A 14,154-nucleotide genomic window follows, 5' to 3' on the forward strand; every position below is an offset into this window, starting at 1 on the left:
AGAGTTTGTTGATAACTACAAAAGCGCACTTGCCGAGTTACAAGGGCTTATACTTCCTAAATCAAAAACTGGTAAACTTGTTGAAGGTTCATTTGCATGGCTGCTTAAACAATACTTTAACAGCTCTAATTGGCATAGCTACTCTAATACTACAAAGAAACAAAAAGAATACATTCTTATGAAGATATGCGACTCCATAGGAAATATTCCATACCAAGCAATTGAAAAGAAACATATCATAGCCGGTGTTGAACGGCGCAAAGAAACACCAGCAATGGCTAGAAACTTTCTGAAAGCCCTTAATGGACTTTTTAATTGGGCAATTGATCAAGGTCTTTTGGAAAATAATCCAGCTTTAGGCGTCAAAAAACCTCCTCTTAAAAATAAAAGCGGCTTTCCTGTTTGGACAGAAGAAGATGTTGAGAAATATTATCAAAGATGGTCCCATGGTACCCATGAACGTGTCTGGATTGATGTTCTTTTATATACGGGCTTGCGTCGTGGTGATGCGGTACGCATTGGCTGGAAAGATGTCAAAGACAATATTATTCATCTCAAAACAGAGAAAAGTAAATTCCAAACAGATGTTTTTCTTCCCATTTTACCGGAATTAGCTAAAACGCTTGAAACTGGTCCTATTGGAGAAGAAACATTTATCTGTAGTAAAGTGAATCAAAAATTCACCAAAGAAAGCTTTGGGAATGGATTTAGAGACGCTTGTAATGCGGCTGGAATTAAAAAATCGGCGCATGGATTAAGAAAATTAGCCGCAACACGTGCAGCTAATTCTGGAGCAACAGTATCACAATTGAAAGCAATTTTTGGCTGGACAGAAGATCAGATGGCATCCCTTTATACAAAGAGTGCAGATCGTAAAAGACTAGCTCTTGAAGCTATAAAAAAGCTCCAAAAAAGTTAGGGGCAGAGACAAAAAAACGTAATAGAATCAAAATTCATTAATTCCCTTATATTCTATATAATTCTTTGATTTTATTTACTCTATACCCGCCCCTTGGGCGTACCATAATTCTTTTTTCTATGTGTAATACATTCATTTTATTCGTATTCTTAAAAATGAGGAATGCATAAATAAAAACGAGGGAATAAGATTTTTAAAGGGATCTCTTCGTAAAAAAGATACAAGAATCATTAGATAATTGATTTCTTTGTTGCATTTCGAGGATAGTGTTTTACTGCGCAAAGTTAATAACAATAAAAATCGATAAAATATAAAAATTAGAAGGTTCTAGCTCGTGATCCGGTGAGTTTATAAGCCATATTCTTGCGTATACCGTTAATTTTTAAATTAAAACCAGCCACATCATTTATACGTTTCTTCCAACCTTCAAAACTAAAATTCACCCCAAAACACATCTTATATGAAGCATTTTTAATTACGGTGCCTTTTCACATTAAACTTTTCTATAAACAAACAGACCGTAATCTTAGAATTGAAATGCGATATAAAAATAGATTCTTATTCACCTAACACAACAAATCAAGAAACTATAATTTAGAATACAATCAACTTATTAAATGGAAACTCTGATAATAAAAATGCATAATCCTTGACCCCCAGTGATCTAACTACCTTATCTATTAAACAGATTCTTCATCAATCATAGAATAATTATAGATTTGCAAACACATCACTTCTTTTCAAAAATTAAACCCTCCAACAAAATTTACACTCTATTGATCATAGATTCTAAAAGATCATATTTGAGTGCTTTTTTCCCTTGTTTTTACTTTTCATTATAAACTTGAAAATGCTATAAAGTAGTATCGCTTAAAAAAAAGGACTTCTAATGGCAAAGATCAAAGTAGAAAACCCCGTTGTTGAACTTGATGGGGATGAGATGACCCGTATCATCTGGAAATATATCAAAGATAAATTAATCCATCCCTATCTCAACATTGATCTCAAATATTATGATCTTTCCGTCGAAAATCGTGATGCAACCAATGATCAGGTCACTATCGATTCTGCCAATGCTATCAAAAAATATGGGGTTGGTATAAAATGTGCAACCATCACACCTGATGAGGCACGCGTTAAAGAATTTAACCTAAAAAAAATGTGGAAATCACCTAATGGCACAATCCGCAATATTTTAGGAGGAGTCATTTTTCGCGAACCCATTATCTGTAAAAATGTCCCTCGCCTTGTTCCTAACTGGACAAAGCCAATTATTATTGGACGTCACGCTTTTGGTGATCAGTACAAGGCAACAGATTTTAAATTTCCAGGAAAAGGGAAATTAAGTATTAAATTTGTAGGTGATGACAATCAAGTTATTGAACATGATGTTTTTGATGCCCCAAGCGCAGGGGTTGCTATGGCTATGTATAACCTTGATGAGTCAATTCGTGATTTTGCTCGAGCATCCTTTAATTATGGACTACAAAGGAATGTCCCAGTTTATCTTTCAACAAAAAATACCATTCTAAAAACTTACGATGGTCGTTTTAAAGATATCTTTCAAGAAATATTTGATACGGAATTTAAAACTGAATTTGAAAATCGTAAATTATATTACGAACACCGCCTCATTGATGATATGGTTGCTTCTGCAATTAAATGGTCAGGAGGCTATGTATGGGCATGTAAAAACTATGATGGTGATGTTCAATCTGATATTGTTGCCCAAGGCTTTGGTTCTCTCGGTCTCATGACTTCTGTTCTTATGACACCAGATGGTAAAATTGTTGAAGCAGAGGCAGCACACGGCACCGTAACACGCCATTACCGTCAGCATCAAAGAGGCGAAGAAACATCAACAAATTCTATTGCATCTATTTTCGCATGGACGCGTGGACTGGCACACCGTGCTAAACTAGATAACAATGAGAAATTAAAAAGCTTTTCCGCGACATTGGAAGAAGTTTGTATTAAAACCGTCGAAGAGGGTTTTATGACTAAAGATCTCGCACTTTTGATTGGGCCTAAACAGAAATGGCTTTCTACAACAGGTTTCCTCGAAAAAATTGATGAGAATCTCAAAAAAGCAATGGGCAATTAAGTTATTACTTAAATTAAAATTCAAAGCTCTAAACAGAGCTTTGAATTTCTCTTGGCAAATTCAAAGAAGTACCTTATAAGTAAAAATAGGGTAAATTTTTATTAAATTAAATAGCAAAAAACAGTGAAAAAACAAAGCTGGTCTGCGCTTTTATTAGGTAAAAATGGTCTTTGCTTTTTAACGTTTACAGGTGGTGTTGTATTACACGCCACCAACGTCTATATTGTTATTACTATTTTACCCTCCCTTATGAATCATATTGGCAGTGAGATATATTATTCTTGGGTAGCGACTGTCTTTATTACAGCTTCACTCCTTGGTACTTCACTTGCAACAAAAATATTAGGAAAATTAGGTCCTCGCAACGCTTATGTTATCTCTGGACTTATCTTTACCCTAGGCACTTTCCTCTGCAGCATTTCTTCGTCTATGTCATTATTTTTAATAGGACGCTTTATTCAAGGATTGGGAAGTGGTTCTTTGTTATCTCTATCCTATTCCATGGTACGTATTATTTTCAGCCCCTCTTTATGGTCACACGCATTAAGTGTTATCTCTGGAATGTGGGGAATATCAACCTTGTTAGGACCAGCTATCGGTGGCATTTCTGTACATTATGGCGTATGGAGAGCATCATTTTGGGTTATCGGCATATTAGCGATAATCTTCTTGCTCATAGCTCTTAGAGTTTTACCTAAAAAGAATGAAAACTATGTTCCAACATCCCCCCTCCCTCTTCTCCAGCTTTTCATACTCACCTTATTGATTTTTATCATTTCTGTTGGAGGAGCTATGAACACAACAATGGCAAAAATTTGCGGATTAGTTATCGGACTTAGTCTTCTCTTTGTTCTAGCAAAAATCGAATCATATAGCTTTCATCCTATGTTGCCGCGCAAATCCTTTTCTTTCTCTTCTGAAATTTTTCCCGTTTACGCATTAATACTCGTGATGACAACAGTCGTGTACAGTATAGAACTTTATTTACCACTTTTTCTTCAAGAGCTTCATGGACAAGCTCCCCTTATAGCCGGTTATATAGCAGCACTTATGAGCCTAGGGTGGACGTGTGGAGCCCTCTCAAGTGCTGCTGTCTCCACAAAAAAAATTCGCAACATCATTATATACTCGCCCCTATTTAAACTGTTAGGCATAGCGATTCTTTTATGGCTCATCCCAACAGAAGTTTCCACACTCGAATATATTTTTATTATTTGCTTAGCACTATTTTCTATTGGAATCAGTGCGGGCATAGCATGGCCACATTTGCTCACACGGATCTTGCAATGTACAAATGATGAAGATGCTCTACGTGCCAGTGAATCCCTTACCTCCGTACAACTATTTTCAGCTGCATTGAGTGCAACTCTAGCCGGAGTGATAACCAATCTTGCCGGTCTCTTTAATCCTGGAGGAACAATAGGAATGATCTTAGCAGCAAAAACTCTTCTTATAGTGCTCATTGGTTTTTTATTGTGTTTTGCTATTCCATTAGCGCTGCGCATTTCTTACTGCATATTAAAAAATCCAACAGGACATTCCAATAATTAAATAAACATAAAAATACCTTCTTCATTAAAAAAATGAAAAGTATTAAGCATGCTTTTCCATATACCATGAGACGCAAAAAATCACTAATCCACACAAAGTTAGAACACTTCCTAAAATAGCTGTATATTCATAACTATAGCCCAATTTTAAAACTAATGCTCCAGATTCTGCACCAAGAGCATTAGCAATATTAAAAGCAGACTGCATTAATGCTCCTGCCAAAATCTGTCCCTGTAGTGCAACATCCATAATTTTTGTTTGTATAGAAGGCATAGCAGCAAAAGAAGTTCCAACAAAAAAGCATCCTATTGCCGCTGTTAACGGAGCATAGGATAAAAAGAAAAAAAGAAAAAAAACAAATACGCTCCAAAGCATAGAAAAAAATATCATCGGCGAAATACCAATTTTAACGGCCAATTTAGGCCCCAAGAGATTTCCTACCACCATACCCAATCCAACTAACGGCATGATAAATGGTACCAACTCAAGTGAAACACCAGAAATATGCATTAACGTTGGCTTGATATAAGTGAAAACAGAAAATAATCCTGACGCTCCCACCGAAACCATCAACAAAAGAAGCCACACCTGCTTTTGCTTTAATGCACCCATTTCGTGCAAAGGATTCGTTTTTGGAAAACTTAAATCACAAGGTAAAAAATTCCAAATAAGCAAACAACATAATAAAGCAATCATACCCACAAGGACAAAAGCAATCTGCCAACCAATAAGTTGACCAATCCAAGTAGCACTGGGTGCTCCCAAAACGGTTGCAATTGTTAAGCCAAGCATAACATATCCAACAGCTTTAGAACGTTCTTTCATTTCTACCATTGAAGAGGCAACCATAGCCGCAAGTCCAAAATAGATTCCATGGGGAAGTCCACTGAGAAAGCGTAATACTACTAATATGCTAAAATCAGAAACAAAGGCACTAGCAATATTTGCTAAAGCATAAAAAAGCATCAATCCTATCAAAACAGTTTTGCGTGATACCTGAGCTGTTGCCACAGCTAAAAGAGGTGCTCCAATCACAACTCCTAATGCATAAGCAGAAATATATTGACCAGCGGTAGGAATATCAACATATGAACTTCGTGCCATCTCTGGCAGTAGCCCCATTGCAACAAACTCTGCAGTACCAATAGCAAAACTCCCCACGGCAAGAGCTAAAATTATTAAACGCCGTATTCTCGAATCAATTTCCAATGCAAGAACCTTTTGTTTATAAGAATCCCTCATATCATCACTTCTGGATAGGAGTTTTAACTGTAGATATCTGTAATACACACAAACAAAAATTCAAAACATTGTTATACGCATGCCCAATAGTCCCCAATGAAGTTTTAGAAATATTTTGATATATAAAGCATTTTATGAAGCTTTAGGTAAGATTCTTTAATGGAAAATCTTTGAAACCCTCAAGGTTATAAACGTATTCACCTATTTTTATCAGATCTGCCAAATAATAAACTTTGTCTCCTATTTTCAGCAGTTCCAATTTTACAGTGAAACCTTTTTTTGCAACTATATACTATACCCTATAAATAATTCTAAAATTTGTCGAATAATGCACTTCAAACAAGTGAACCACATCTCATTATTATCTTGATATAAGGATTAAACTTCTCCAAAACTTATTGTTTCTTTGTTTTTGCTACCTGAATGCAGATCCTCCAAATCGATAAGCTATAATTTCAACTTTACGCCATTCTTATAAATTATTATAGATTCTTTTAAAAATTCTCATGATAATAGTACTTGGTTTCTAGATTTATTAAATATCCTCTTTTAGGCATCTTTACCCCTCCCTCCTCTAACAGAGGAATCGCATCAGATATCTAACTCATTATCTTTAAATTAAAATATTCACGTAAATATATTGTACTTATTTTCAGATAAATTCTATAAACAGAGCATAAAACAAATATAATAATTTTTATCTCAATATATTCATCGATATTTTATAAATGTGCTAATTATCGTGATTAATATTTAATTTTTTATGACATAAAATATATAATTATAATATTTAAAATGTTGTAATCTTATTTTAGTTTTATTTTAATTTTCTAAAAATTTATCTATTCGATTGTATATAACCTATTCTTTACCTTTAGTAATAAAAAACACAAATTATCTCATAAAAATACAATTTTCATACTTCTTTAAGAGTTCGCTAACGCCTCATTAACATTGTTGCTTTAAACAGTCATCAGAAACAGAAATAAACTGTTTTTCTCCGGATCAGGTAGCGCGTACCGGAGTAACAGTTTCTGTTTTATATAGTAATTAGAAAAAGAATATATGCCCTATAAAACCGCACTTCTATATCTTAGGATAGTGGAATTTATGATTTTGGAAGGTGTTTCTAATTTCATATTTTTAGCTAAATTTGTAAATGCAAGAATAAATTCAATAAAAAAATGAAACGCTATATTACGATTAATATTTTAGCGTCCTTGTGCCCATAGAGCGCGCGTTTCAGCGCAAAAATCAGCATAACAGCCTTCTTCAATGGCATCACGAATTCCCTGCATCAGTTGTTGATAATAAAAAAGATTATTCCAAGTCAACAACATCCCCCCAAGAGATTCACCAGATTTGATCAAATGATGCAAATAAGCACAACTATAATCATGTGCTGCTGGACAAAGTGACTGCGGATCAAGAGGATGTGGATCTTCTGCATAACGCGCATTACGCAAATTAATTCTACCAAAGCGGGTAAAAGCTAAACCATGACGTCCTGCACGCGTCGGCATAACACAATCAAACATATCAACACCACGAGCAACACTTTGTAAAATATCATCAGGTGTCCCTACCCCCATAAGATAGCGTGGTTTATCCTCTGGTAAAATCGGACAAGTAGTATCCAATACTGCTGTCATAACACTCTGCGGCTCACCAACAGCAAGCCCTCCAATAGCGTAACCTTTTAAATCCATTTCTTTTAATGCTTGAGCAGAACGTTCACGTAGTTTCATATTATCACCACCTTGAACAATACCAAACAATGCTTTATTGGGCTGATCTCCAAAAGCTGTTTTACAACGCTGCGCCCACCGCAATGAAAGTTCCATAGCTTTTTCCATTTCTTTTTCAGTTGCAGGTAACGCAATACATTGATCCAACTGCATCTGGATATCCGCACCAAGAAGTTCTTGAATTTCGATAGAACGCTCTGGACTCATTTCATAGTAAGCTCCATTAATGTAAGAGCGAAAAATCACACCTTGTTCAGTAATTTTACGGATTCCCGCCAATGACATAACCTGAAAGCCACCAGAATCGGTTAAAATAGGTCCGCTCCAGCGTGAAAATTCATGTAATCCTCCCAAACGCGCAACACGTTCAGCTCCTGGACGTAACATTAAATGATAAGTATTCCCTAAAATGATATCTGCACCAAGATCACGTATCTGATCCATATACATAGCCTTAACGGTTCCTGCCGTTCCAACAGGCATAAATGCGGGTGTACGAACACATCCTCGCCCCGTTATAATTTCGCCTCGACGTGCATACCCATCTTGAGCAATTTTTCTATAATGAAATGTCTTTATCATAACTCTCGTCTTTTTGATTCCATCACTGCATATCTCTATAGAAAGAAAAAAGATATCCCCTTACGAGCATTGTCATAAGCTTTATGAATTAATTTTTGATTCGCTCAATATTGTAACCAGCATAAAAAATTAAACGAGATAAAAGAACATTTCTTGTTAAGAAATCACCATAATAAAAGTAATAATCTAGCTCCAGAAAAATAGTAAAATCCTTATAATATCATACCTCAAAATACCTACGCTTAACGCACTAAAGCCTTGATAGAACTACAAAATTATTATCACAATAATCTCATCTTCACATACTTCCATAAGCAATAACTTTGTACGCATAGAAGAAAATTCTGAACGCATTGTACAGCCTACAATATTGTTTACTTTTACAGATAAAAATTTTTCATCTGCTGAGCACGGCGATCCCCACGCTTAATAAAAGCGCAAATGAGCATAATCATTTATCCCCTTACAATATTGAGATAGCTCTTGGCACTTGAGATAATTCACAAAAGGAATTAACGTGTAAAAACACTTAAAAAAACTAAAAATGCTTTTTGTAAAGATTCTCAAATATCAAAAGCTCTATCGTAACATTAGAGGCTGAAAAAGCGTATGATGGCCCCCTCTTGCTCCTTCACAAGCTTTAAAGATGGTGGTGCATAATAGATTTATAGCTTTAAAACTATACACGCCACGAACGTCATTATGGAAGTGAATGTTGATATGTACTGAGAAATGCTTCTTAAAAAACACGTAAATGTGCAACATTAAGTATATTCTATTTGGAGCGTTCCTCTATTAAAAAACGAGAAAAATAAAAGCGTAAGTCCATGCATAATCTTCATTATTTAAAAGATATTGCATTAGATACTTAAAAAAAAGTAAAGTTGAATTAAAAAGGAGATGGCAAGACTAGCCATTTGTTTCACTTCTGCGCCTTTATTATATTCTTCTAAGATTAATTCTTATTTTAAAGATTACACCAATATACATAAACGCTGATTTTCCACCTTGCTAGGCAAAACTGGAGCAGCTAGTAAGGCTCTTATCCGTATTAATATGTGTGCTGCTGCATTAGGATTGGATGTTGATTTACAAGCAGCAACAAAAGCACACGCTCTCCCAGGAAAGTAACATCATAAAACCATTAATAGACCAACAATGAATTGAAGAGAAATGCTGAATTTTTTATAAAACACTTTTCCAAACAAAAACCATAACATAACAGACTTTGCGTTTTCTTATTCTGACAGGTGTTTGTACAAATCCTTTACATTATACTCTTCAGGAAGATCCGATTGAAGTAAATATATGGACAATTCTTAGCTCGAAATTATAAAAGGTAAGCGTGATACTACAAAATAGTTTTGTGTGCCTTTATTGATCAGAAAAGAGTATTTTTTCTTAGAAACTTACAATTGAAGTCAGTATAATTTATACTATTTTGCATCCGCAGCAATAACGGCTTTGGTAATTGAATCTGGATCTGCAACAGGTTCACCACGTTTAATTTTGTCAACATTTTCCATACCTTCAACAACCTGTCCCCATATGGAATATTGACGATCAAGCCACGGAGCATCTGCAAAACAAATAAAAAACTGAGAATTAGCAGAATTTGGATTCTGACTACGTGCCATAGAAACTGTACCACGCTTATGAGAAAGATTTGAAAACTCTGCTGTTAAATTTGTTTTTTCTGCCCCCCCCATACCAGCACGTGATAAATCGAATTTATCACTATCCTTCTTTCCAAATTGCACATCCCCTGTTTGCGCCATAAAACCATCAATAACGCGATGGAAAATAACATTATCATAAGCACCTTCACGTACCAGTTCTTTAATACGTGCAACATGACAAGGTGCTAAATCAGCAAAAAGCTCAATAACAACTCTGCCCTTTGTTGTTTCAAGAATTAAAGTATTCTCTGGATTTTTATTCTCAGCCATATGGAAAGCTCCCTTGATTCATTTCTCAACTTGTAAAGTAGCAGCATTAATAACATCAGGATTTTTTACAGATCCATTATTACTTGTCGTACCTTTTTTTATTTTATCAACAACATCCATCCCCTTTATAACCTCTCCAACAACCGTATACTGACCGTTTAAAAAAGCAGTATCATCAAAACAAATGAAGAATTGAGAATTCGCGGAATCCGGATCTTGTGATCGTGCCATCCCAACTGTACCACGCTTAAACGGCTGTTTTGAAAACTCTGCCGGTATATTAGGATAATTTGAGCCACCCATACCAACGCGTTTCAGATCAAAATCTCTACTGCCCTTTTTTCCAAATTCTACATCACCAGTTTGTGCCATAAAGCCAGGAATTACACGATGAAAAACAACATTATTATAGGCCCCTTCCTCTGTTAATCTTTTGATTTGCGCAACATGTTTTGGCGCCAAATCAGGACGCAGACGAATAACAACATCACCATTGTTGAGAGATAAAACAAGAAGGCTTGCATCACTTGCTGGGCTAGGATTACCAGCGACAGGGGACAATGAAAAAAAACAAAATACACATATCAAAACAGCAAAAATTCTACGAGACACACTTATTCTCCCTTAAAAGATTGGTATTTCAAGCTTAAAGCGTGTGCAACATTGGGCGGTACAAATGGTGTCACATCACCTCCCATAGAGGCAATTTGGCGTACCAATGTAGAAGTTATCGCACGCCCAGAAACACTTGCCGGCAAAAAAACAGTTTGCAATTCAGGAGCCAGACTGCCATTCATCCCTGCCATTTGCATTTCATAATCAAGATCAGTACCATCACGCAATCCACGAACGAGAAATGAAGCACCAACTTCACGCGCCTTCTCAATGAGAAGGTTACTAAATGAAAGAACCTGCAATCGATTAGAATCTGCACCAAATAAGTCCTTCCCTACCTGCATAATGAAATCAACACGCTCTTCAAAGCTAAAGAGTGTTTTTTTGTCAGCCTGTATACCTATAGCGACGACCACCTTATCAGCTAACACAAAACACCCTTTTAAAACATCAAGATGACCGTTTGTAAGAGGATCAAATGAACCTGCGTAAAGAGCAATTTTCATGATTTTACTCCTTCCTCTTCAAAATTATTTTTCTTCGCTCATATCAATCGTATCAGAATGCTTCACACTTTCATCATCTAATGAACTCGTATCATCTTCAGGTTCAGAAATACGTTCAACCGATACGACTCTTTCACCTTCAGCTGTATTAAAAATCGTAACGCCCTTAGTTGAGCGCCCAGCAGTACGAATTCCCTCAACAGGGACACGAATAAGCTGCCCCCCATCTGATACCAACATAATTTGATCTTGCGCCTTCACCGGAAAAGCCGCTACTAATTTACCAATTTCAGCTGTTTTAGATGGATCTGTTGCGCGAATCCCTTTTCCGCCACGTCCCGAAATCCGGAACTCATAGGAAGAAGAGCGTTTACCATAACCAAACTCACTCACCGTCAAAAGCATTTGTTCACGTGCATGAAGTTCTGCATAACGTTCATCTGTTAACTCTGTTTCAGCACCCCCATCTTCCTCATCAAGAGTTATAATATCTTCAATATCAGCATCTGCACCAGAAGCACGCCGTTCATTCATTACACGTTTAATATAAGCAGAACGCTCAATGGACGTCGCCTCGACATGCTCTAAAATTGTCATCGAAATGACTTTATCGCCTTTAGCTAAATTGATACCACGAACTCCCACAGAATTACGCCCAGCAAAGACCCGAACATCAACAACTGGAAAACGGATACATTGTCCATTGGCTGTTGTTAGAACAACATCATCATGTTCTGTACAGGTTTCAACAGAAAGAATTTCATCTTCTTCATCAAGTTTCATCGCAATTTTACCATTACGATTAACCTGAACGAAATCTGATAATTTATTACGACGCACAGTTCCACGTGTTGTCGCGAACATAATATCTAATGCACTCCAGCTCGCTTCATTTTCAGGCAAAGGCATAATCGTTGTAATACGCTCACCTTGTTGTAAGGGAAGCATATTGATCAAAGCCCGCCCACGCGATTGGGGTGTCCCCAGCGGCAGTCGCCAAACTTTTTCCTTATAAACAATCCCACGTGATGAAAAGAAAAGAACCGGAGTATGCGTATTGGCAACAAACAACCGCGTTACAAAATCCTCATCCTTCGTGGACATACCAGAACGCCCCTTACCACCACGTCGCTGTGCACGATAGGTATTAAGAGGCACACGCTTAATATAGCCACTATGGCTTACCGTTACCACCATATCCTCTGATGCGATCAGATCTTCACTCTCCATCTCAGCGCTACCAAAACCAAATACGGTACGTCGCGGCGTTGCAAATTCCTCACGAAGAGCACTCAACTCATCCTTAACAATACACATAATGCGTACACGTGATGCCAAGATCTCAAGATAGTCAGCAATATCCACACCAATTTTATTCAATTCATCAGCGATTTCATCACGCCCAAGGGCTGTCAATCGTTGCAAACGCAATTCTAAAATAGCACGCGCCTGTTCTTCAGAGAGATTATAAGTACCATCCTCATGAATAATATGACGAGGATCATCAATAAGTTTAATCAAAGGCGCGACATCCATCGCTGGCCAGCGTCGCTCCATTAACTGTGCACGTGCTGTCTGCGGATCAGGAGCTTTGCGAATAAGCGCTATAATTTCATCAATATTGGCAACAGCAAGGGCAAGGCCAACCAAAACATGTGCTCGCTCACGCGCTTTACGCAAAAGATATTTTGTTCGCCGACTGACAACTTCTTCCCGAAAAGAAACAAATGCACGAAGCATATCAAGCAACGTCATCTGTTCGGGTTTTCCCCCATTCAAAGCAACCATATTACAACCAAAGGAAGTTTGTAGCGGCGTATACCGATATAATTGGTTTAAAACAACTTCCGCAACAACATCTTTCTTCAGCTCAATAACAACGCGATATCCATCACGATCAGATTCGTCACGCAAATCAGAGATTCCCTCAATGCGTTTATCGCGCACCAATTCAGCCATTTTCTCAATCATTGTTGCCTTATTAACTTGATAAGGGATCTCACTCACAATAATTGCTTGTCGACCACTGCGAATTTCTTCGATCTCAACTTTAGCACGCATAATGATTGAGCCACGCCCTGTTTCATAAGCTGCACGAACACCAGAGTGGCCAAGGATAATACCCCCTGTAGGAAAATCCGGACCAGGAATAATTTCAATTATTTTATCGAGTGTGATATCGGGATTATCAATCAAAGCGATACAACCATCAACGACTTCACCAAGATTATGGGGAGGAATATTGGTTGCCATTCCCACAGCAATCCCCCCTGACCCATTAACCAAAAGATTGGGAAAACGCGCTGGCAAGACAACCGGTTCACGCTCACGCCCATCGTAATTATCCTGAAAATCAACAGTATCTTTATCAATATCAGCTAAAAGTTCTTCTGAAACTTTTTCTAAACGACACTCAGTATAGCGCATAGCCGCGGGTGGATCACCATCAACGGAACCAAAATTTCCCTGACCATCAATCAATGGATTTCTTAAAGAAAAGTCCTGCGCCATACGCACTAAAGCATCATAAATTGAAGCATCACCATGGGGATGGAATTTCCCCATAACCTCACCAACAACACCAGCAGATTTACGATATGACTTATTAAAAGAAAGCCCCATCTCATTCATAGCATAAAGGATACGTCGATGAACAGGCTTAAGACCATCACGAACATCAGGGAGTGCACGTGAAACAATCACGCTCATCGCATAATCGAGATAGGAGCGTTGCATTTCATCAATAATACTGATTGGTTCAATACCTGTTAGCACATCACGTTCTGGGTGTGGAGTAAGATCGGTCACAATTTTAAAACTTTCAAAAAAGAATCATTTCACTTTATTTATATCGAAAAATACACCAAAATGCTAATTTCTCCCCCATGACAAAAAGTCATTTAACAATATTTTTCAATATGTTATTAATTTATGTTAA

At 37.0% G+C, this 14,154-nt stretch carries 10 protein-coding genes; 4 read left to right on the plus strand and 6 right to left on the minus strand.

Annotated features, from left to right (window positions below; all coding sequences use genetic code 11):
- The 3 genes from ACFIK1_RS06955 to ACFIK1_RS06965 all read left to right on the plus strand — a co-directional run.
- The coding region (locus ACFIK1_RS06955) for a tyrosine-type recombinase/integrase (RefSeq protein ID WP_375662427.1) at positions 1-919 on the plus strand (919 nt) is incomplete at its 5' end.
- Between the two features lie 889 nt (positions 920-1,808).
- Positions 1,809-3,023, plus strand: a complete 1,215-nt coding sequence (locus ACFIK1_RS06960; RefSeq protein WP_375662428.1) for an NADP-dependent isocitrate dehydrogenase — start codon at positions 1,809-1,811, stop codon at positions 3,021-3,023.
- A 123-nt stretch (positions 3,024-3,146) separates the two neighbouring features.
- Complete coding sequence (locus ACFIK1_RS06965) at positions 3,147-4,574, plus strand: MFS transporter (protein WP_375662429.1); 1,428 nt, start codon at positions 3,147-3,149, stop codon at positions 4,572-4,574.
- A gap of 42 nt (positions 4,575-4,616) precedes the next feature.
- Here the strand turns inward: ACFIK1_RS06965 and ACFIK1_RS06970 are convergent, their stop codons facing one another.
- Positions 4,617-5,816: an MFS transporter gene (locus ACFIK1_RS06970; RefSeq protein WP_375662430.1), complete on the minus strand. Its 1,200-nt coding sequence runs from the start codon at positions 5,814-5,816 to the stop codon at positions 4,617-4,619.
- A 1,211-nt stretch (positions 5,817-7,027) separates the two neighbouring features.
- Positions 7,028-8,146, minus strand: a complete 1,119-nt coding sequence (tgt, locus tag ACFIK1_RS06975; RefSeq protein ID WP_375634460.1) for a tRNA guanosine(34) transglycosylase Tgt — start codon at positions 8,144-8,146, stop codon at positions 7,028-7,030.
- Positions 8,147-9,154: 1,008 nt separating this feature from the next.
- Between tgt and ACFIK1_RS06980 the strand changes: the two genes are divergently transcribed.
- Positions 9,155-9,277: a hypothetical protein gene (locus tag ACFIK1_RS06980; RefSeq protein ID WP_375662431.1), complete on the plus strand. Its 123-nt coding sequence runs from the start codon at positions 9,155-9,157 to the stop codon at positions 9,275-9,277.
- Between the two features lie 305 nt (positions 9,278-9,582).
- Here ACFIK1_RS06980 and ACFIK1_RS06985 read toward each other — a convergent pair whose 3' ends face one another.
- The 4 genes from ACFIK1_RS06985 to gyrA are packed head-to-tail and all read right to left on the minus strand — an operon-like array spanning position 9,583 to position 14,024.
- Positions 9,583-10,095, minus strand: a complete 513-nt coding sequence (locus ACFIK1_RS06985; protein WP_375662432.1) for a peptidylprolyl isomerase — start codon at positions 10,093-10,095, stop codon at positions 9,583-9,585.
- 18 nt (positions 10,096-10,113) lie between these two features.
- Positions 10,114-10,707 (minus strand): peptidylprolyl isomerase, encoded by a 594-nt coding sequence (locus ACFIK1_RS06990; RefSeq protein WP_375654998.1) that lies wholly within the window; start codon positions 10,705-10,707, stop codon positions 10,114-10,116.
- A 2-nt stretch (positions 10,708-10,709) separates the two neighbouring features.
- Positions 10,710-11,216, minus strand: a complete 507-nt coding sequence (gene coaD, locus ACFIK1_RS06995; RefSeq protein ID WP_375662433.1) for a pantetheine-phosphate adenylyltransferase — start codon at positions 11,214-11,216, stop codon at positions 10,710-10,712.
- A 24-nt stretch (positions 11,217-11,240) separates the two neighbouring features.
- Positions 11,241-14,024 carry a DNA gyrase subunit A gene (gyrA, locus tag ACFIK1_RS07000; protein WP_375662434.1) on the minus strand — a complete coding sequence of 928 codons (2,784 nt, stop codon included), beginning with the start codon at positions 14,022-14,024 and terminating at the stop codon, positions 11,241-11,243.
- Positions 14,025-14,154: the final 130 nt, after the last annotated feature.

Origin of the sequence: Bartonella sp. OC16QHHD (assembly GCF_042194035.1) — a bacterium.
GTDB lineage: Bacteria > Pseudomonadota > Alphaproteobacteria > Rhizobiales > Rhizobiaceae > Bartonella.

Coding starts and splice junctions, on each gene's coding strand:
- ACFIK1_RS06960 (WP_375662428.1), top strand. CDS start 1,809: ATGGCAAAGATCAAAGTAGAAAACCCCGTTGTTGAACTTGATGGGGAT.
- ACFIK1_RS06985 (WP_375662432.1), bottom strand. CDS start 10,095: ATGGCTGAGAATAAAAATCCAGAGAATACTTTAATTCTTGAAACAACA.
- coaD (WP_375662433.1), bottom strand. CDS start 11,216: ATGAAAATTGCTCTTTACGCAGGTTCATTTGATCCTCTTACAAACGGT.
- tgt (WP_375634460.1), bottom strand. CDS start 8,146: ATGATAAAGACATTTCATTATAGAAAAATTGCTCAAGATGGGTATGCA.
- ACFIK1_RS06970 (WP_375662430.1), bottom strand. CDS start 5,816: ATGAGGGATTCTTATAAACAAAAGGTTCTTGCATTGGAAATTGATTCG.